This window comes from Maribacter polysaccharolyticus, assembly GCF_028882255.1.
GTDB classification, from domain to species: Bacteria; Bacteroidota; Bacteroidia; order Flavobacteriales; family Flavobacteriaceae; genus Maribacter_A; species Maribacter_A polysaccharolyticus.
Genome location: NZ_JARBUY010000002.1, coordinates 94410 through 115480, shown reverse-complemented (window position 1 = coordinate 115480; position 21071 = coordinate 94410). Strand labels below are relative to the sequence as shown.

The 21071-nt window shown below is 36.9% G+C and carries 17 protein-coding genes; all 17 read right to left on the bottom strand.

Annotated elements, in window-relative coordinates; translation table 11 throughout:
• Positions 1-11: 11 nt before the first annotated feature.
• The 17 genes from PHU20_RS06505 to PHU20_RS06425 all read right to left on the bottom strand — a co-directional run bounded on the left by PHU20_RS06505 (position 12) and on the right by PHU20_RS06425 (position 21004).
• Positions 12-1028 (bottom strand): glycosyltransferase family 2 protein, encoded by a 1017-nt coding sequence (locus PHU20_RS06505; RefSeq protein WP_274824553.1) that lies wholly within the window; start codon positions 1026-1028, stop codon positions 12-14.
• Between the two features lie 19 nt (positions 1029-1047).
• Positions 1048-1590 carry an LbetaH domain-containing protein gene (locus tag PHU20_RS06500; RefSeq protein WP_274824552.1) on the bottom strand — a complete coding sequence of 181 codons (543 nt, stop codon included), beginning with the start codon at positions 1588-1590 and terminating at the stop codon, positions 1048-1050.
• 1001 nt (positions 1591-2591) lie between these two features.
• Positions 2592-3701 carry a polysaccharide pyruvyl transferase family protein gene (locus tag PHU20_RS06495; protein WP_274824551.1) on the bottom strand — a complete coding sequence of 370 codons (1110 nt, stop codon included), beginning with the start codon at positions 3699-3701 and terminating at the stop codon, positions 2592-2594.
• Between the two features lie 37 nt (positions 3702-3738).
• Positions 3739-4926 (bottom strand): glycosyltransferase, encoded by a 1188-nt coding sequence (locus PHU20_RS06490; protein ID WP_274824550.1) that lies wholly within the window; start codon positions 4924-4926, stop codon positions 3739-3741.
• Between the two features lie 6 nt (positions 4927-4932).
• Positions 4933-6102: a glycosyltransferase gene (locus PHU20_RS06485; protein WP_274824549.1), complete on the bottom strand. Its 1170-nt coding sequence runs from the start codon at positions 6100-6102 to the stop codon at positions 4933-4935.
• Between the two features lie 16 nt (positions 6103-6118).
• Positions 6119-6787, bottom strand: coding sequence for an acyltransferase (locus PHU20_RS06480; protein ID WP_274824548.1), 669 nt, complete (start codon positions 6785-6787; stop codon positions 6119-6121).
• Complete coding sequence (locus PHU20_RS06475; RefSeq protein WP_274824547.1) at positions 6784-7794, bottom strand: glycosyltransferase family 4 protein; 1011 nt, start codon at positions 7792-7794, stop codon at positions 6784-6786. Before PHU20_RS06475 ends, PHU20_RS06480 begins: the two co-directional genes overlap by 4 nt.
• Before the next feature lie 211 nt (positions 7795-8005).
• A complete protein-coding gene (locus PHU20_RS06470; RefSeq protein WP_274824546.1) occupies positions 8006-9349 on the bottom strand; it encodes a phenylacetate--CoA ligase family protein in 1344 nt (447 codons plus the stop codon).
• 208 nt (positions 9350-9557) lie between these two features.
• Positions 9558-10814: a WcaI family glycosyltransferase gene (locus PHU20_RS06465; protein WP_274824545.1), complete on the bottom strand. Its 1257-nt coding sequence runs from the start codon at positions 10812-10814 to the stop codon at positions 9558-9560.
• Positions 10805-11251: a VanZ family protein gene (locus PHU20_RS06460; protein ID WP_274824544.1), complete on the bottom strand. Its 447-nt coding sequence runs from the start codon at positions 11249-11251 to the stop codon at positions 10805-10807. Before PHU20_RS06460 ends, PHU20_RS06465 begins: the two co-directional genes overlap by 10 nt.
• 25 nt (positions 11252-11276) lie before the next feature.
• The gene (locus tag PHU20_RS06455; protein WP_274824543.1) at positions 11277-12434 is read right to left on the bottom strand and encodes a glycosyltransferase family 4 protein; all 1158 of its coding nucleotides are present in this window, start codon (positions 12432-12434) and stop codon (positions 11277-11279) included.
• A gap of 91 nt (positions 12435-12525) precedes the next feature.
• Positions 12526-13701 carry an acyltransferase family protein gene (locus tag PHU20_RS06450; RefSeq protein WP_274824542.1) on the bottom strand — a complete coding sequence of 392 codons (1176 nt, stop codon included), beginning with the start codon at positions 13699-13701 and terminating at the stop codon, positions 12526-12528.
• A 1337-nt stretch (positions 13702-15038) separates the two neighbouring features.
• On the bottom strand, positions 15039-16613 hold the full coding sequence (locus tag PHU20_RS06445; RefSeq protein ID WP_274824541.1) for a hypothetical protein: 1575 nt from the start codon (positions 16611-16613) through the stop codon (positions 15039-15041).
• Entirely contained in the window at positions 16606-17643 is a 1038-nt protein-coding gene (locus PHU20_RS06440) for a CgeB family protein (protein WP_274824540.1), read from the bottom strand. Before PHU20_RS06440 ends, PHU20_RS06445 begins: the two co-directional genes overlap by 8 nt.
• A complete protein-coding gene (locus PHU20_RS06435) occupies positions 17640-18470 on the bottom strand; it encodes an LbetaH domain-containing protein (protein WP_274824539.1) in 831 nt (276 codons plus the stop codon). The genes PHU20_RS06440 and PHU20_RS06435 overlap by 4 nt, the downstream gene beginning before the upstream one ends.
• Before the next feature lie 6 nt (positions 18471-18476).
• Positions 18477-19640, bottom strand: a complete 1164-nt coding sequence (locus tag PHU20_RS06430; protein WP_274824538.1) for a glycosyltransferase family 4 protein — start codon at positions 19638-19640, stop codon at positions 18477-18479.
• Complete coding sequence (locus tag PHU20_RS06425) at positions 19637-21004, bottom strand: lipopolysaccharide biosynthesis protein (RefSeq protein ID WP_274824537.1); 1368 nt, start codon at positions 21002-21004, stop codon at positions 19637-19639. Before PHU20_RS06425 ends, PHU20_RS06430 begins: the two co-directional genes overlap by 4 nt.
• Between the last annotated feature and the right edge of the window lie 67 nt (positions 21005-21071).

The window sequence follows — 21071 nt, the reverse complement described above, 5'->3', positions numbered from 1 at the left end:
GTTTTAATTATTTATTTTGTCCGATAGACTTGATTGAAAAGAATTACCAAGAAAAAATCGGCAATACCGACCGGTAATTTCAGGATTAGGGGTTTAAGTAAATTATATTTTCTATTAAAATTACTTTTGGCATACAATTCAGTCCATTTTTCCGAACGCAATTTTTTCACCAACACCTTTCTGTGACCCCGGTCTATTTTGTACTTTTTTGAATAAACGGCAAAAAACCTTGCTAAATAAATCAGTAAGTGTTTATCACTGAAATCTTCCATATCGATTGGGGCCATATTGAATTTCCCGTTGATTTTGTTAAGCACCTCAACCTTAGTGGATAAAAATTTATCCAAACTTTTAAATGGCCTATCACTTCCCCGGGATATGGTCTTTACTGTTTGGTCCCTAATATAAAAATAACCTGAGTAGTCAATACATTTAATGCTGTTAATACCATAAAAATACTTCAGCACGAAAATGGTGTCTTCCCCGAAATAATTTTCAAAAAATATTCTATGCTTCAATAGGAGCTCTTTAAGGTAAAATTTATTATAGGGCCCCCACATCAATTGCTTATTGCTACTTAACATTTCATACGCGTCCCTTATTCCCAAGCTATCTTCGGCAGAAATAGGTTTGGGCAAATGTGTTTCAAAATTATCCAAATTACCCACATCCAATCCGGTGATCAATAAATCAAAGTTTTCATGGTTTTCCATGGCCGAATTAAAATAATCAGGATGAACGAAATCATCCGCATCAATAAAGGTCACATATTTCCCCTTCGCCATACCCATACCTTCATTTCTTGCATTGGCAACCCCTTTATTTATCGTTAAATTCAAAACATGTATAAAACCATGATTTTCAGAATAGTTTTGAATAACTTCCAAGGTATTGTCTTTACTGCAATCATTGACCAATATCAACTCAAAATTTTGAAATGATTGATTTAGGATACTATTTACACATCTTTCTATTGTTCCTGATGCATTATATACTGGGATTATTACCGATAATTCTGTTGATGCCATGGTGGATAGTATTTTATGGTTAAACAATTATTCTCTTTTTGATAAATTTCGCAGGATTTCCCCCAACGACCGTCCAAGGGTCCACATCCTTAAAAACCACACCACGCGCACCAACTACTGCCCCCTCCCCTATGGTTACACCGGGCCCGACAAAAACATCCGCTGCCACCCAAGCCTGACTCCCGATTATGATAGGCTTGGTGACAAGAGGAAGTAGCAAATTTGAGACATCATGTGACGCACTACAGAGATAGGTGCCCTGGGAAACAACAGAATTGGAACCTATCACGATTCTATCTTTATTGTAAATTTCTGTATTAGGGCCAATAGTCGAATGCACCCCAACTTCTAAATTCCAAGGTGCATGTATTTTGCAAGAAGGATATATCATGGCATGCAAAGGAACCTTTGCACCGAACATTTTTAAAAGAATAGTTCGTACAAAAAAGAGTTTGTTTCCAATGGCAACCCTAAAAAAAGTTGCGTTCACAACCATCCATAAAAGACGCTTAAAATATTTAGGTTTACGCTCTTTATATTTGGAAAGATCAAATTCTGACATTTAAAAGATTTTTAATTACGTGTTTGTATTATGGTTTCATTTTCCTTTCTATTAAAAGCAACAACTTTCAATTCATCTAATTTAACCCTAGACCAATTAACATAACAAATTACTCATTAGAAGGAATATCCACAACGTTTCTCAATTTCTTATCCCTTCTAAAACTAATCCCCCAATGCAAAGGGGACTACCTATAGTGTTAAATAACCATCCATTGCTTAAATCCGTTGAAAAGAGACCTCTAACAATATAACCTTGATTACGATCGGATTCATAATTATTATTCAAATCAAAAAGTAATAATCCATTAAATTGGCATGCTTTCGGTAAAACGAGTAGTACCATCTTGAATGTTTAAAGCCAATGTATTAACTTCATTAATTCTTATGATATGCCCCCTACTAGCTTGCCTATTGTATACTGATGATGCTCATTGTGTTGTTATAATACCAATAAATCTTGCAGAATATCATCGAGCTTAAATTTCTTAAACCATGCCTTTGCTATAACAGTTCTTCCATAGTTTACTTGAAATAGCCTTGGTAATTAACAACCATAATAATACTATATACATTTTTAATTTCCGAATATTTCAATAGGACATTCCCGATTGCTTCAACTAGCTCACTAGGCAAGTCATAACAAGTCACAATTAACATTAGAATGAGTTATTTTATAATTTTTAAATCCACTTATGGCACTTCTAAGCGGGGCACTACTTGTTTTAATTTTGAATTTTTCCGAATATATTTTCAATAAATTAACTAGATGAAAACTTTAAAATAGCAAAACCTTGCCCTAAAATCTGGAAATGACAACCCTTTTTCGACAAAATGATAAAAAAGAGTTATCTGTGACAACATTTTACCTCAACTTACCAATGTCTTTTGTGTTCTGTAATGTTTTCTATATCCAATGAACCATTAGCCAAATGAAAACCGATTTTAAATCCTTATCAAAATAAGTCATAGTCTATCATCTTAAGTTTCCATTTAAAACCCCTACTTGAGGTGCTTATTTAAATATTGAACTCCCTTTAACTTTTGGGCATAAATTTCTTCATTTACTTTAAGCCAATCAATCGGAGTATTTATTTGTTCTTCTGATATATCAGTAACATTCGCTATAAGGCGCCCTTCCAATTCAAACATTTTAAGCAGTGAATTAAATCTAGCCAAACCTCTTTTTCGGTTGCCAATTGCAATAAAAGGTTTATTAAAAATAATCGAGAAAACAGTACCATGAAATGAATCGGTTATGACAAATTCAGCATCGTAAAAACTTTTAAGCCACTGATTTACTGAAGGGTATATGCCTTTTAGAGCATTCTTTATCAATGTCGATGTTTTACCTTGTTTAACAGCAAAAGGTGTTAACCCTGTTATCCCTTTTACCTTATCTATTATTTTCTCATTTTCCCCAGATCGGTCAAGGATATATAAAAGTAGTTTGCCATTTGTTGGAGAAGTTTTTGACTTTTGTATAATTTCAATATAATCTTCTTTTTCCAAAAGCAAAGTTGGATCAAGATGATGATGCGCATCAACTCTTAAATGTTTTTCACAAAGTTCAACCCCCGATTTCTCCCTTACCGAAACTCCATCAAATTTTTTCACTAGTTTAGAACAAGCCAATGTTTCTTCCGCTGAAAAGTGCCACCCTTCTCGCCCAAAAGAAGCCGCATATGCCAGACGCACAACATCTTCTCCTTCTGTGAAATCTAAAAAATAATTATAAAGATGAGGTGGATAGCCATAGTTCCATACTTGGTCACTACCAACGACATATGCATTTAATTTATTGCTATCTGCCATTTTCCGAACTCCCTTATCTGAAAAAATATTGGAAGTGATACATCTAAAATTTTGCTTTTTAAAAACTTCGGCGGCAACCAAGGGAATGAATTGAAATATTTTAAAATTTCTAAGAATTTTTATAAGAGACCATTTCAACCAAACTATTAAACGGATCAGAATATTATCCCGATTTTGTCTTCTATTGATTATTACTACTTCATGTCCTAGATTATGAAATACTTTCTGAAGGGCAAATGCCTGAAGAAGGCCTCCATAGTTCCATGTGAAGGGCAAAGTCAATATTCCTATTTTCATATAATCTTGATTAGTCGCTATTATTTTATTAAAACAATTAATTATTCAGAAAATCAAATAAGCTTTCCCATTCATCTAAAATCGTATCGAGAGCAAAGTACTGCGCACGGTCATAGGCTGCCCCAGACATTTTTTGACGTAACACCTTGTCTGTAATTAGTTTTTCAATTTGCTGAACGGTGTTGGTTTTTTTATATGGTGTTGGCGTTATAAAACCCGATTTTCCATTTTCTATGATATCATATATAGCCGAATAACTACCATATACAATAGGTACTACCCCATAGATCATACCTTCAATAACAACCAACCCAAAACCTTCCAAATCGGAGGTTAGCAACAATATGGAAGCCCGTTGGTAAAATGCTATGGGAGCCTCTTTTTTAAAGCCTTCAAATACGACACGCTCAATATTTTTGGTTTTCACATAAGACTCCAACGTTTTTTTTTCCGGACCATCACCGACCAAAATCAATTTCCAATCTTGGTATTTCAAATGTACTTCTTCCCATGCCTCAACAACCCGATGTACTCTTTTATTGGCATGATCCATACGACCAACATACAAAATGCTGTTTTCTTTACCCTTTTCGTTGAGGTAATCAAAACTTTGCGGTGCCTCTATGGTCACCGGGTTGGCGATTGCCCTTATTTTAGCGCTTTCCTTTATTTTCGAAAGTGCCTTAAACGTTTTGATAAAACTTTTTGACAGCACCACATATTGATCGGTATGTTTATAAACATAGTTAAGATTCAGACCGGTCACAAAAACCATAGCCTTATGTGCTTGCCCGTAAAAAAATCGTTTAATGGGGTTTTTCGTATTGTCTTTATAGTGCAGTATGGTCAATAAGCGTTTGTTTTGATCAGGAACACCATGAAGTGCGGAAATCAAGATACATTTTCGTTTCTTTCTGGCTTTGTTGATCAAGGAAGTCACCTTATAGGGCAAACACCATTGGTTGATGATTACATCGATATTTTTACTATCAATGACATTCTTCAATAGACGAAGATTCGAGTTTTTGCGCAAGGGAAAACCCAAGGCCACCAATTGAATCGATGCGTTTAATTCTTCATCCTTTAATTCAGGATGTGGTTGCTCGAATGAGGCTATGGTAACCTTATGTCCCCGATCTACGAAGGCATTTGCCAAAACGGTCGTAACCTTTTCGGTACCCCCATAATTCGGATATAATCCGATAATAAAAAGTATATTGGCCATAAAACCTTATGAATTAATTCCGTTTTTAAATTGAAGTGCCGCCTGGGCCATCGTAAAATAGCCCTGATAAACACCTTGAGCGGCGTTTGCCATGCCTTTCTTTTCCCCTTTACCTAACGACAACCACTTTTTTAACGCTTGATGGGTTTCCACTTTAGTATCGCTTTTAACAATACCCCCGTTTCCTTTTTCGATTTCCCGCCAAATATTGACTTTATCACTGATCAGTACCGGTTTAGCACAGGCCAAGGCCTCGACCACGGCAATCCCAAAATTTTCCTGGTGACTGGGGAGTACGAACACCTCACTTTCGTAAAAAGCTCCCCATTTGGCATCCCCACCCAGCATACCCGGAAATAGGATGTTAGAGGAATCGGCCGCCAATTCTTGCATGGCCGCCCCATAGGGCTGCTCCAGCCCGGGACCTGCAATGATCAATTGAGGAATATCCCCCAAATCTTTTTCCAATTGAAGATAAGCCTTGATCAATAGATCTACCCCTTTTTTGGGATGTACCCTACTGAGGAAAATGAAATACGGTTTTCCATTCCATTGGGGCACTTTTTCAGCAAAGGCCTCCCGCATGGTCGGCTGATATTCAGGAGGTGGTTGAATACCGTAGCCTACATTGACCTCTCGCTTAGGCTTATAATTTGGAAAGGTGGTCCGGGCCAAGAGCAATTCATCTTCACAGGTAAACAACACCCCGTCAGCCTCGTTGACTACCTTATTTTCAAACACTTTCCAATAGATAACATTACGCAATGCCTTTAACCTACGTTCCTTGGCTTTTTGAAAATAGGGATCCAACATTCCATGGGGCATCACATACACCTTTGGGGAAGTTGCACTGTACTTTCTAAATGACAGTATAGCCTTGATGGTTGCATGACTATGATACTGCCATAAGCCATGGATGATGACCGCATCAAACCGATGAAAATGGGCAAGGAGCCAAGGTATCAGTGCTTTATTATAGTTCCAAGGATTCTTACTTTTACCAAGCGCATGGATTTGAAATGGATCTTTTCCCAAATACCCGGATCCTGGATCATCCAAACATACTATTTCATTCAAAACCCCAAGCTTTTGTAATTCGGGAACAGCATTCCTAATTCCTTGACAAGGCCCACCTTGACGGGGATCCATACTGGGAATAATACGTAATATTTTCATGGGGAGTAATATCGGTCTAAATTATATATCTACTTTTCCTGTGGAAGTATTTTGCATCTTCACCAATCGGTTGAATGAGACCAGCAGGATTTCCACCATATAAATGATAATCCTCAGTAAATTTTTTATTCAACATTGATTTAGCGCCAAGTACCGAGTAAGAAGGCAAAGATGCCCCTCCTAAAATAACACAATTGGTACCAATAAAGCAATAATCCCCAATGGTAATGGGATAACTATCCTGTATATTTTTCTTTATATTAACCGAATGTGTTAACATTTGGGTACAATAGCCAGCGACTATGGTGTATTTTCCTATAATAATCTTGTTCGTACAATCTATATGATGTTTTTTTGTGATAGATGCTTCTTCTTTTAAAACCAATTCACTTTCCCTATCCTTTTGATGTTGAAAATGTTCTGACTTTGAATTAATAGGAAAACCTGTTATCCAATTAGAACGATTTATTGAAGCATTTTTCCCAAGGATGATGGAATCCAGATGAATTGCAATATTAAAATGGGCGATTTTGGAACCTTCGGCCATTTTCAATTTTTTAGGATATACATAAGCCAGTCCAATTCTTGCAGATGGATCTATTTCATACTTCCAAATCCTGATCAAAAGGAATCTTTTAATTTTCCAGGGTAAAAATACAATCAGTAATGCTAAAATCTTTTTCATTTAGATGCTATTTCTTGGTATAGGTTTATATATTCATTCGCAATATTCTTAACCCGGTATTTTTTTACGTTTTTTAAACCTTTCCTAATTATTTCTTCTCGAAGATTATCATCCGTGATAATTTTCATATAGGCTGACTTGATATCATCGGAATTCATAGGATCCACTAAAATTGCCCCTTCCCCTGCCACTTGGTTCATAGGTGCAATATTGGATGTTATTACAGGTCTACCTACAGCCTGCCCTTCAATAATTGGCATCCCAAAACCTTCAAAAAGCGAGGGGAAATTTACGATGTCACATTTCTCATATTCTTTTACTATATCGGCATTACTTAAGTCAAAAGCATTTGAATATTCAATATTACATTTAACTAATAAACCAATATTCTCCTTGCTCAATTTTCCAATGATCCGTAGATGACACGGTACTTTTTCGAGGGCCAATATAGTCCTCTTTAAATTTTTTCGATCTGCCCTTGCCCCAATATGAAGAACTCTAGGTTTTTGCTTATTAAATTTTTTAATTCGCATTGAATAGTCTGAAGATACTGGATTGGGTATGATACAACACCTATTTTCCGGTAAATCCAATTCTTTCTTCACTTGTTGTTTAGCAAATTCAGAAATAAAGACCACTTTCTTTGCCCTTTTTAGGGGATATATAAATAACAACTTCCAAATTTTTTTTTTTATCCCAGACAAATAAAAGTAATACATGATGTCGTGAACCGTAATAATGGTATTCTTTGAAGACAGAAATAGCAGTAAATAATGCGCATCCCCGGTAATATGATTTAAAACCCCTTGCTTTTTTCTTGCAAAGAAACCATTTTTCAAAATAGATGGTATCCCGGAATTTGGACTTGGCAAGAACAATTCCTCAATTTCAAGGGTTTCCGACACCTCCTTATTGACGGTTTGAAACACTCGTTGAATAGAAAATCCTACCATTGGATGTCGAAAAAAATAACTGATTTTCATTGTAAAAAAATTCTTTATATCCATTTATTTTTTTCCCTTAAAATATTTTACAAATAAATTTTTAAATAGTTGTACCTGAACACACCTAAAAATTCTTAAACTAGGGTATTAAAATCAGAAACTAAGTCAAGATCCACTTATATATTCGGGAATTACATCACCACAGTAAAGGGTGTAAGGTATCTTATTTTATTAAGCCCCCAAACACCATTAATCAATGCCCTTTATGATTTCTTCAATGGCTATGACTTTCTTGCAACTTACTTACGATCAAAGGGGACTTCACATTTTTACGTATAATACATTGTTTATCGGAAATGGTCACCTTTATTTCATTTCTTGCCCGCTTTTCCAAACTCGATTTCATTTTGTGTACGGCATCCTTGGCTTTTCGAATATCCCTGGGAATATATATAATGGTTACTGAATAATCCGGTTCTTGTACCAATTGCAATTCCTTGAAATATTTCATAAACCCCTTGAACATGGCCATCAAATGTTCGCCCTTGATACGGAGGCCGGAAGGGGTTTCTATATTCATGGATTGTCGTCCCCGTACATTATCCATAAGGGGTAAAGGACTACCGCATTTGCACATATGGTCCCTATATTGGCCCTCATCCCCTATTTCATAACGTATAATGGGAAAAGCGTAGTTGGTCAAATCGGTCAAAAGGATTTTACCTGTTGTATTCGGGGGCACGGGTTGGTTATTTTCATCCACAAATTCGATATGTACGGTATCATGCATCATGTGCAGGCCATTTTGCTCAGGACATTCGGCCGCAATCAGCATGATTTCGGTATTCCCATATTGATCGCATACCGGGGCCCCAAATGCCTTTTCCATCAATTCCCGCTGTTCTTCAAAGAGGGGGGCAGAGGTAACCCATACCATTTTAGGGGGATGTATTTTAATGTTATTATCCAAGAGGTATAAGGCAAACTCATAAACCACATCCACATACCCTTGGAGCAAGGTAGGCTTGATTTTGTTGAAGCTCCGGACAAAATGCTCCAACTCCATGGTACTCGGGTTGGCGGCAGCCAAAAATATCCGCTTTGTCGGCCACCACATGATGGTATTCATTACCCGTTCCCAAAAAGGTTTTTTAAAGCGATAGATAAAAGCCTGGTTCTCCCAAGGTTTCACCCCCCAAAACTGCAGGATACGCCAGCGGATTGGGGTTTCCAAGTGTCGTTTATCATGTAAAACCGATACAGGAGCACTGGTACTCCCGGAGGTACTGGCTTTATAATATTGGGACGATGCCACATTATCGGCCTTTATAGTCTCAAAATTTTCCCGTAAATCCTCTCTTGTCAGTGGGGGCAATTGTAAAAAATCTTCAGAAGTACATAATCCTGTTTCGGCCATGGACAACTTCCCATATTTTCCTTTATAGAATTTGGAATGTTCCATCGCATGTTGAAAAAGTGCTTGCCGTTTCTTAAAATTGAAATCGGACAGGTCTTTTGCCAATAAATTGGTTTCGGTTTTTTGATGTAACTTGTATAAGCTTGGGTTTAAAATTTTCGTTTTAAATGAAAAAACGGCTTTTGATAGGCTTTCCTTCATAACTGGTACTATTTTGTCCTAATTGTAGGTGGACATTCTAAATCAATATTCTATTACAATAATCTTGCCCCTTGTCGATATTTGGATTAGGTTTTGGGAACATTTTCTAACAAGTAAAATCTTAAAATTATCGTAAGTATCCGAATTTCAAAACAAACAAGGCTGACCGGCTGTTTTAATCGATAAAATTCCATCGAACAGGGCAAAATCATCTGTATAATTCCCCTTCAAAAGATTGCATTACGGTATCGATGGCCAAATATTGTTCGGCATAACACCTGGCCGCCTTTTTAATGGCGGCATTATTTTGGCTTTCGAAGGCTTTTAATATCCCTCCATTCAAGGCCTTCTGATTTTCTGCCGCCACCAAGAGCCCCATTTGATATTTACTTACGATTTGGTGAAGTGTGGATTCTTTATTGGCCGTGATCAAGGCCATGCCGCCCACGGCCAATATCGTGGTCAATTTCGAAGGCATGACCAAATCGCTGGCCTTTTCCTTTTGGATGACCAAATGCAGGTCTGCCATATTCAAGAAAGCATTAAAGTCTTCTTTGGGCTGTAATGGCATAAACCGAACATTATCCAATGCCATTCGTTCGGCGGTATTCCTTAACACTTCTTTATAGGGCCCGGTACCACAGATCACAAATTGTAATTGCTGATAGGATCGTAAGGTGTCCGCCGCCGTTAAAATAGCTTCCAACCCTTGTTTTTCACCAATGGCCCCGGAATAAAGTACGACCCAATCGGTAAGGGCAAAACCAAACTGCTTTTTTAACGCCCCTTTGTCTTCCATAGGGAAAAAACTATCGGTCTCTGTCCAATTGGGAAAGAACAAAATAGGTTTTTGAGCCTTTTTGCCGATCCGTGCCATCATTCCCTCGGAGATACTGCTGACCACATCGGTATGCTTAAAAACATAACGTTCCAACCCATAAAGGATTCTCAGTAACTTCGGGGATTTGATCAACCCCAAATCCTGGGCAGCTTCTATTTGCAGATCTTGGATATGGTGTAAGTGCTTACTTCCTTTCAGCTTCTTAAAAAGGACCCCTAACAGCCCAAATTGAAATGATGGGGCCACGGAAACCACCCAATCGAATTTCTTTTGGAACATAAGTGGTAGCATGGCCATTCCTGCAGTAACCGAAAAAGAGCTATCCAAAAGTATACGTTTTATACCACTTGGGTTCCGGGGTACATACATAGGGCATCTAATGACCCTTAAATACCCCCCTGAAGCATATTTTACGACCTCTTTTTTATACCAAAATCGGTGTTGCCTATAAGGTTCCTGTATTTTCCAGTAGGGGTAATACGGATAAGCCGTAAGCACGGTACATTCATGGCCTTTTTGGGCCAACCACTCCATCATTTCCCCAGAGTACTTGCCTATACCCGTTAATTCAGGGGAAAAATTATACCCTATGAACAAGATGCGTTTTGTTGTTTTTACTTCCAATGCGAATTCCTTTTAAACGTTTTAATACTATACCAAACAACAAAGGGCAGGCCCAAGCCAATGGTAGATCCCACCCCACCCCAAAAAATATCCTTAAGATCCATAGATCTCGAAGGCAAAAAATACTGCACGGCCTCCGCGATGACCACCACGAACCCTAAAACAAACCAAACAAGTCCCCAATAGAACACTTTGGTGCGCTTAATATATATCAAATACATCCCGGCCAGAAGGCCCAACCCGATAAAAGGCACTCCCGTACGTCGACGATCATTGTGCACATTATCCGTCCAATCGGAAAGCCATTCCGGAATTAGTGGGGTTCCCTTTAAATTGGGATCGGTTTTCCAACTTAAGAAGAATACCAGAAACACCCCAATGAAAAATAAGACCCCCATTATACCATTTACTTTGTTTTCAAATAACAATTTCATCATTTACATCCTTAATGTTGCCATAAGGTTACCCAATTATATCCTTATAAATCCGTTCGATACGATCCAGTATCCCTTCCCCATTGAATCTATGGGCTTGGTCCAATCCTTTTTGGATCAGAGTGGCCCGTTCTTTGGCACCCAACCGCAGCGTTACTTCCAACACTTTTGCAGATTCGGTCGCCCAGATAGGCAGTTCCCCATAGCTAGGACAGCGTTCGATATAAGCAGCAGCTTTACCCCCCACCTCGTTCATTGGTGCGGCATCGGTGGTAATAACCGGGCAGCCTGCGGCGAGGGCTTCTGCGATGGGCCATCCAAAACCTTCGGCCAAAGAGGGGAATACGAATACGCTCGCCCCCTGATATCCCTTTAAAAGCAATTCATCGGATACCTGTACCAAAAAATGAATATCCTTTTTATAGGGGGAGGCTTCGTAATGGGCTTGTATATTCGCTGACGGTCGGTAACCGATCATCAACAACGGTAAAGACAATTGGGTTTGCTCTCGCCAAGCTGTATATAAAGCGATAACGCCAATCCTGTTCTTATAAAAACCATTCCCCCCAACATTTAGGATATACCCCGCTTTTAAATCCCTTTGAACAAAGTTGCCCACGACCGTCCTGGCCTCCTCTATATCCCCAGGCTTAAATGCTGGTTCCAGGGCATTGTACACCTGATCGATCCGTAAGGGATCCTTACCCAAGAAACCCAACAATTCCTTTTGGGTGTTTTGGGATATACAAATAAAATTATCTGCTTTGGAAAATCCATTTAAGATCAATCGTTGGTAGGCTTTTCCTGTTCTGCTGGTCGGATTTTCCTTTATTTGGCCCAAAGCGGATTTCAAGGCTATAAAATCATGACAATGTACGACGTGGTTATGATTCCGGAGCAATGGCATCCACATGCCCAAGGCTTGATCGACAAGGACATAAAGCGTGTTTTTCGGCAATTTCCTACTTTGGATTTTAAAACGAAGGGGAAAGAGCACAAAGGAATCTACATACCGTAACCATTTTTTGATGCTTTCCGGTAGGTTGTTGTTGGTCAAAAAGGGTTTTGGGGCCCAAATTTCGGTATCATGCCCCCTACGCCGCATTCCCTCACTTAGAAAGGTAGCATACCTGACCATACTAAAAAACTGAAAATCTTCATGATGGTTTAAAAAAATAATTTTCATAACTTCAAGTGAGCACCGTTGACCTATTTGTTTTTTGTCAATACTTACCTATATGAATAAACTAAAGCCCTTGATTTTAACACTCCATATTTTATATACTTCTCCTTAAAAACAAAGCCAACCTGCCCAAAAAATTTTCTTTTAATAAAATCTTTAGTTTATTTCGGACATATGGAGTATTTCTCTCGAATACATACCACAAAACAGTGCTCTGCGCCAATAGCAGAATTAACCAGCAAATAAACTGTATATTGTTCCCTATCCCAAAAGTTAGCTGATTATTAGAATAAAACAGACCATAGATCAATAAAACTAGTGGGAAATGGGATATATACAATGTATACGAAACTTCTGAAATCCAAAATGATATTTTTTTAAGGTTTAAGAACTTAAAATCGGGTAGTTGTAAACGAATAACTCCAATTAAGAACATACTAAAGGAGATTCCCACCATAATATCACTATAATCCCCATAAGTATCGCCTATAAATTTGAACTTACTATCTGCCAATGCAAAAACAAATAGCGATAAAGTAGAAACTATAAACCAAGGCTTAGGAACAATCAATTTCTTTCCAGCAACGAAATATACGCCGACACCCATGACCCAAATAAAGAAACCTTGAATCATATCAAAGGAAATAAAACTAAAAATGCAAAAAGTGACTAAAAATGAAATAATTTTCTTAATCCAATTACCATGTATATACCCGATAACCAACATGAACAATGGAAACAGAATATAATACCAGAACTCATTAGCCAAGCTCCATAACGGGCCATTTGACCCAAATACAGGTGTAAAAATTGTTTGCAGAAACAGCAGATTGGAAATAAAAGTGCCAAATGAACTGGAATAATCTACTGTAGGTCCAGAATTTAAAGTCATATAATGATTACCATTAATTATATCCTGAGAAATTGACCCTGTCATATAATCTATAAGCAAGGTACCTATTAAAATAGGAAACAATGGTGTCCATAACCTAGATAATCTCGCAATCAAATAATCCTTAAAGCGAAAATTGTCTTTAGCTTTTATTATCGATCCTCCAACAAAGTAACCACTTAAAACAAAAAACACCATTACAGCTTGATGCCCCAATCCCGTAATAAAATAAAACCCCTTTGCGATGAGAGAGGCTCCATATGCATTGTCTAATTCTGAAAAATCCTTGAACAACGCAATCCTAAGATGCCCCGCCATTACAATGATTGCACTCACTCCCCGAATTAAATCGAGCGTATAATTCCTGCTATTTATCATAGAAATACGTTTATGATTAAGAAAAACCAAAAGAATATTAATTTACTTTACAATTCGGAACCTATAAAAAGGTGAACCATCCCCTATCTCCTATCTCCTATCTCCTTCCTATAGGGTAATAATCTCGAAATTACAGGTCATATATTTAATTGCAAAAAATCTGTAATAGAACTTTAAGAATATTCAAGTAAAAGAAATCTATATTCTGAAAAGATCTGATGATCATAAGAGTAACGATTTATATTGCCAGATAAATCATGATTTCAATAAAATCTCATTTTGTATTTCTATTATATCAAACTATAGTAACACTATGGAAAATGCAAAAAAATCATGATTAGTATCATCATACCAGCGATATGATCAAATCTTAAATCATGTATCCCAACACAAAAAAGGAGATAATCAAATTTAATGCACTCAATAAAAAATAATTGGATAATTATACCTTAGAAAAGAAAATCAGACCGTTACCCCAAAGTATAAGGCATATAGAAAAAATAATGAATACTCTCCATTTGGGCTATGATTAGCATAGACCAAAAATTAAAGTAACTCAAACAATATCTGTACAAGTATGATTAGCATATAATCACCAATTTCTTTTATAAAGAAAATTAAAGGATAAAAACATATATAACATACAAAAATGACAAGTCAGATGACTGAATACCAGTACCACATAGTATTAAGGTTTTTAAAATTCCGTTCATTAAGGATGATTTATCCGATAGTACCAGCTAAATGGTATTTATTATAGAAAAAGAAAAAAAGAATAATTGTTCTTTTAAATATTTGCAATATACTTCCTTTTAGGGATAAACGATATCCAATGTAATAACCGGATATCAGAAAAAAACCAATATCGGCCTCATTACTAAATCTAATAATATTGTGCATAATCCAGTTTGTCACTCCTGAATATCTCCTATCCGAATGCAAATGGCTCCAAATTACATATAAATCGAGAATAAGATATTAACAAAGCAATACTTCCATTTTGCTTCTTAACTAAAATTTTCCGCATAATCAGAATATTAAGAATAAAAGATTTATAGTTTTATCCTAATTTAAGCCTTCAAATATATTCTTCTATACAATTTAATGTCATTGCGAAAAATCTGACTTCCTTTAAATTAATGTAACATATAAAAGGAAATTTATTATCAATAAGGACCATAGTTAGTATTACCAAATTTATTTTACAAGGATTATATCTTTGTCAATGAATCAACCAAATCTTAAAAAATTAGTCCTTTTAAATTCTAAATGAAAAAGCATTATAGAAAATCAAAAATGAATACACCTTATTCCAAATCCAATTTACTCTTACCATTTTAGATACTATATACATTCTTTAATTTTTGGTTCCTTATATATTTTGGATTTATAATGGATAATGCAAACCTTACGCAATAAAAAATTATGACATAGGTGGCCACCCCTTGTAAAAATCCCCGTAAAATATACCCAATGTCCGCAATCATTCCTTGCGCATTTCGAAACATCCCCAAGAAACCAAAGACGCCCATCAAGGCAAAAGGGGCGTATCTGATGCCCTTTCGGCCATAATACACAAAACAATTCAGTAATTTAAACACCCCGAAAAACGCCAAGAACTGTATGGGAAAATACCACAACCCAAAGGTAGCCAAGCCATCACCTACATGACTCGTAATGCGATACCCTCCAAATCCCGATCCATACAATAGATCCCCCCTGGAATATTCAATTGAACCCTTATCGAAAAAAATACCGAAAAAACGTAAAATCGGGGTAGGAAATAGGGCGATTATCCTCCCTACAAACTCATTCCGCATTTGGGCATTGGCATACCCCTTTTTCTCCGCATAATACAAGGTTTGATCGGTTATGCGCATATTGGCATAACGTGCCAACATAAAATTATCGATATACTGTTCCGTCCAACCCTGTTGGTATGAAATGAATTGGTTGCCCTCTTCCTTATCCTTAGCCGCCTTTAGTTGACTCATAAGCGTTTCATCCCCTACCGTAGCTATGGTTTTTTGAAACAATTCCATCTTACTTATATCCGCTTTAATTTTCCGGGTATGCAACATCGCCAAAGATATATTGGAGAGAAGATTCAACAAAAAAAAGAGCGAAAGACCCAATAAAACGATTTTGGTACGTGATAAATAGTCGGTTACCCTTAAATTGTTACTGATCAAATACAACAAGAATAGGATGGCCAAAACACCTATAGGCGTAATGATACTTTGCCTGCTGTTGGAGGCAATATTTAGGATAAAAATACAAACAGTATAAATCCATACGCTTTTTTTATTGGTGTATTTCATTTGCAATAAGGAAGGGAAAATCAAGCATAACGGGGCATACATCAAATAGTTCAACCCGGACAGGAACTTCCCCCCTACGTCGCCATATTCCACAGTGGCACTGAAATTATGGATCCTAACAAGTAGGCCTAGCATCCCCATGCCCCAAAGGATCGCCGGGGTGGTTTCAAAAAATCGAAGTCGAAAGAGGCTTTTTTGAATCAGATTATTTTTAGGATTCCGTATCGACTTTTGACAAGCGAGGTAAAAGGCCAATGAGGAAAGCAGAAAAAGAATGGTTTCGTACAAAAAAGTCTCATAAGGACGCTCAAAACCAAAAGTAATGGGTTTCCCTTCCGCAAGTGTCGCAATTAGGGGCAAATACCGATACATAAACATAGAGAGGTACAAGAAGAACGCAAAAGGAAATATGCGTAAATATTTTTCCTTTAAAAAAAAGGAAAAAACCCAATAGGCTATTAGGGCCATCATACACCCATAGAGATTGGGAAGCGTGGGAAAAAACAGGATTTCACAGACCACCCCAAGGATTAAAAGCACCTTTAAGGCGTTCTTAATCTGTCGTAAAACATGTATTGGTGATCTACCCATGGGCCACAACTATATCCAACATTTTCTTTATGGTCTTTTCATTGGAATAGCCCGATGTTTTACATCGTTCCAAACCTGCCGCTGCGATACGTTTTCGATCGGCTTCATGACTAAGATAATACCGGCATGACTCCAAGAGTTCCTCATTGGAGGAAAAATAAACCGCTTCTTTACCTTCTTCGAACAATTCCAGATGTTCTTGGGTGCGTTCCGCCAACATAAACCCCCCACAAGCCGGAATTTCCATGGTACGGGTTGTTTGTTGATCGAAGTTCATCTTTCTTAAAAAGCACAATGAAATTTTTAAGGCCTGAAGTGCCTTGGAATAATCCTCTGAAAAAATACCGGGCAATACGGTTAAATTAGGGGAGGCATTTTTATATTCGTTCCATTTACCGTCCCCAAAAACCTTTACTTGAATCCCATTATTCACTAGGAACAAAATACTTTCACAACGTTCCTTTTCCCAAGCCCCCACAAAACCCACATCCCCTCCTAATCGTTCTTTATCGTTAAGTGACAACTCCCTAGGATAATGAAAGGTCTCTTCATACATATTATGGATGAACGTTACGTTGTTTGCTCCCAATCGTTCCAAATCTTTAAGGATGTATGACTTATTGGTAAATACAAAATCGTAATAAGGAATGCTTTGCAGATAATTCAAGCTTTGATTGTGCCGCAAAGCCATATTATCTGGGGAATAACTTACAATCTTTGTTTTGGGGGATTTTTCCTTTATAAAACGTAAGGTCGATCTGTTAATGGTTACTCCCTTATCAATCCAAATCACATCATAGGTATTATTCTCCACCAATAATTTTATTCGATTATTGGCTTTAGATAAATCAGGTACTCTAATTGGTATGTTTTTTTGAAATAGGTGATAGGCCAATCTGTAGCTTAACCCCATTTTCCCAATACCTGCATCCACTTTATCGACATGATCAGCACATTTTTCCAATGCCCAATGTCGATGCAATGAGGTATTACTTACAGTACCAAACCATCCCACGGAAAGTATCTTCATTTAACTTGTTTTTTCAGCACATTAAAAGATATTTCTATCTCATCTTTAATTTTCTTGCCAATGACCTCTGAATCATTTTTGAAAATTTCGAATATTCTATTCTCCAATTCCAAATCGTAAATTCTACGGATATTTTTGGCCAATACCTTGGCCGGTTGCCCTGCCAAAACCACATATTCATCTTCTATCGTTGTGTAATCCCTATTCACAATAGAGGAATTGGCTATTATTGTAAACGGATTTGTACTGGTGCCTTTCGATATCGTGGTCCTATTCCCTATCCAATTATAATTCCCAATGTTAATCTCACCTTCCCTAGGACTTACATTTTTCTTTTCCAAATTGTAGGTATAATGAAAATTTGAATCAATTAATTGGGATTCGAAACCAATTCTTGAACAATGTCCAATTACAATCTTTTTGATACATACTAATTTTACAGAAGAGCCAAAAAAAGTATCCTTTCCGATTTTTAGTTCTGCCCCTTCCCCCGTTCTCAGTAAAAAATTACTACTAAACTCACTATTCCCCGTAAATATCAATTTTGAATTGGGATATAATACGATCAAAGATGCCCCTTTTACAGTACCTAAAAACTCTTGGTTCATCCCCATACGAACCATACCTCTTTTTACGTCACAGTCCTGAAATACCACTTTCCCTTTCAATAAATAGGTATCTACATTACCATACAAAAATACCGGCAACTTAACGGCTGCCTTAAAAGGCATTGTTCTAAAATTAAACAACAAGGTTTTTACGATATTAATTTTAGAGTAATTCAATTTAAAAATTACCTTATCAAGAAAATTTACAAAGGATGCCATTGATTCTTACTTTTTAATAATTATATCATCGATTAAAGACCTAAAATTATTACCATAAGTATCCCATCCTTCGAAAGAACGCACTTTAACGAGTGCATTTTCACTCATTTCCGTTCGTAAGTCTGGGGTATCCATAAGTTTTTGAAAACTCTCCAGAATGGCATTCTGATTTCTAATTGGAATTATAAATCCGTCCTTATTATTTGTAATTAATTCTTTTGACCCCGTATTCGTTGATGCTATTACAGGACATCCGCAAGCCATTGCCTCAGCCATGACCATACCAAAACCATCTTCTATAGAAGGAAGTAAAAATACATCGGCTTTATTATAATAATTTATAAGTTCGGTATTAGGAACATTTCCTTTAAAAACAACATTTTTTACTTGTCTGGTATCCAATGTCAATTTAACCTCAGTCGTCATTGCCCCAATTACAACAAATTCCTTGTTCGGATGCTTAAATTCATTAAATGCATCCAAAGCATACATAAACCCTTTTCTAAGACTAATGGACCCCACCCATAACACGGAAAACTTGCCCTTAACTGGATTACCGATTTTACTAAATCTTTCTAAGCGAGCTCCATAGGGTATTTTTAACAATTTGCTTTCCTCTACTCCTTTATCAATAAAAGAGTTCCGAACAAATTCCGAAGCAATTGCTATATAATCAGCCTGCTCATATTCTTGCTGCTCCTTATCGATGATACGTTCGTCAATCCCTTTCCATTTAAACCCCCAACGATTGTATTCCTCGGCTAAAATTTCATTTTGAAAAACAACATGGGTTGATCCCCTATCACATATATATTTTCCTCCTATAGACTGCATTTTTTTTCCAGAATACAACCCATTGGAAGACATTGCAATCAACACCCCTTTTTCTTTAATTCTCCCCACTACATATTTATCCAATGATTGGATCCTCAGCCAAGTCCATTCTTTGTTCAACCATTCAAATTTATCCAATCCAAAACTTCCCCGTTTCATATATGGGGTTTGGATCCATGGGAAGGTATCGATTTTATCCCTGGGAATACCCTGTTCGTCCTTTAGTTTAAACTTCGGGTATCCAGTGTAAACCTTATCCAATAAACCATGTATTTCCATTTGTCGTGCTAAATGAAAATGATGAAACCTACCTGGAGTTATTTGTGTTACTTTCATAAAAGCTTTAGCTTTAACTTAATATTCGTATATATATTTTTAATATCATTAAAGCCATGGGAAAAAATATCTTTAACTGTCATATTCAACATTTTGGCGCTTAAGGGCAATATTATCAAGGCCATCAAAATATCCAACACCAAAGCTCCCATTGCAGCACCGATCAACCCCCAATATTTTGAAAATACATATGTCAATACTACAGAAACAAAGGCGGAAAAAACGCCTGCCAACGCAAATTTATAGGGTTCGTTTTTGGCCCTGAAGACGGGTTCTGAAGACCACCAAAATGCGTTAAACAAAACACCGAACACAAAAATATACCACATTAAAGGGGGTACTATCAGCTCATTCTGAGTCCATATATTATAGAACCATAGCCCAAAGAAAGCTAAAAATACAACTCCAGAAAATGCTATAAGAAATGATGAAATGATTGAAAACCGATATATTTTTTGGGCCTTTCCTTCATTCCCCTGTCCAATTTCATATTGCAATTCCGGAAATATACTGGAACTTACGAGATTCAGCAATTGGTTAACTGACCGGCTTAAAGTCCTTACCGTATTGAATATTGCAACCGCTTCCGGGCCCAATACAATCCGTACTACAAAAGTGGTCCCTTGAAAATAGATGGCCTGCCATGCAGGAAACATTAAATACCCCAACCCTTTTTTGGTAATTTCATTTAGAATCGACTTTTCCCTTTTTCCTTTATAGTCATTAAACAAGCCTAAAACCTGTTTTCCCTTTACCCAAAACAATACATTGAATAAAAGGCTTACCACAAGAGTCGATATGGCAAATTCCACGATTCCATAACCCAACAGCAACACCAATAAGCCGGCACCTAATCCCAATAAGGATTTTACGGTTAGGAGGTTTATACATAAAGCCGCCTTTTGGGCCGCTCTAAAATAGGATTCGATCAATTGATTGTAGAAATTCAATAAACGTGCAAAAATAAGAATGGAAACGGCCAGAATAGCCTCATGTTTATCTATCAAAGACTTTTCAAATACTTGGAAATGATCCAATATAAAAATCGTCAACAAACTAACAAACATGCCTACCAGCACCATAATCGTGATAATGTACATACCCGTTTTATTGATATCTGCGGCTTTTTGTTTATTCCCTGCTGCGTAGCTCAACACAAAACTATTGGCGGAAGCGGTACCAAACCCTAAATCGGAAAAACCAATAACACTGGGAATAATGGTAAGGGTCAACCACTCCCCGTAGTACGCAGCCCCCCATGCTGTAATAAAAAAAGGAACTAAGAACAATTGATCCAATACACGAACTCCCTTTTGAAAAATAGACGCAATCCCATTATTCAACAGCCTTTTCTTTAAAGTCATCTTGATTTACTTAAGAGTTTATTGGTTTTTATCATTAAACCGCTTGTAATTGAATTATAGTTACAAA

Bases quoted from the DNA above. Each gene is read 5' to 3' on its own strand.
- PHU20_RS06505 (WP_274824553.1), bottom strand. From the start codon at position 1,028: ATGGCATCAACAGAATTATCGGTAATAATCCCAGTATATAATGCATCA.
- PHU20_RS06500 (WP_274824552.1), bottom strand. From the start codon at position 1,590: ATGTCAGAATTTGATCTTTCCAAATATAAAGAGCGTAAACCTAAATAT.
- PHU20_RS06495 (WP_274824551.1), bottom strand. From the start codon at position 3,701: ATGAAAATAGGAATATTGACTTTGCCCTTCACATGGAACTATGGAGGC.
- PHU20_RS06490 (WP_274824550.1), bottom strand. From the start codon at position 4,926: ATGGCCAATATACTTTTTATTATCGGATTATATCCGAATTATGGGGGT.
- PHU20_RS06485 (WP_274824549.1), bottom strand. From the start codon at position 6,102: ATGAAAATATTACGTATTATTCCCAGTATGGATCCCCGTCAAGGTGGG.
- PHU20_RS06480 (WP_274824548.1), bottom strand. From the start codon at position 6,787: ATGAAAAAGATTTTAGCATTACTGATTGTATTTTTACCCTGGAAAATT.
- PHU20_RS06475 (WP_274824547.1), bottom strand. From the start codon at position 7,794: ATGGATATAAAGAATTTTTTTACAATGAAAATCAGTTATTTTTTTCGA.
- PHU20_RS06470 (WP_274824546.1), bottom strand. From the start codon at position 9,349: ATGAAGGAAAGCCTATCAAAAGCCGTTTTTTCATTTAAAACGAAAATT.
- PHU20_RS06460 (WP_274824544.1), bottom strand. From the start codon at position 11,251: ATGATGAAATTGTTATTTGAAAACAAAGTAAATGGTATAATGGGGGTC.
- PHU20_RS06455 (WP_274824543.1), bottom strand. From the start codon at position 12,434: ATGAAAATTATTTTTTTAAACCATCATGAAGATTTTCAGTTTTTTAGT.
- PHU20_RS06450 (WP_274824542.1), bottom strand. From the start codon at position 13,701: ATGATAAATAGCAGGAATTATACGCTCGATTTAATTCGGGGAGTGAGT.
- PHU20_RS06445 (WP_274824541.1), bottom strand. From the start codon at position 16,613: ATGGGTAGATCACCAATACATGTTTTACGACAGATTAAGAACGCCTTA.
- PHU20_RS06440 (WP_274824540.1), bottom strand. From the start codon at position 17,643: ATGAAGATACTTTCCGTGGGATGGTTTGGTACTGTAAGTAATACCTCA.
- PHU20_RS06435 (WP_274824539.1), bottom strand. From the start codon at position 18,470: ATGGCATCCTTTGTAAATTTTCTTGATAAGGTAATTTTTAAATTGAAT.
- PHU20_RS06430 (WP_274824538.1), bottom strand. From the start codon at position 19,640: ATGAAAGTAACACAAATAACTCCAGGTAGGTTTCATCATTTTCATTTA.
- PHU20_RS06425 (WP_274824537.1), bottom strand. From the start codon at position 21,004: ATGACTTTAAAGAAAAGGCTGTTGAATAATGGGATTGCGTCTATTTTT.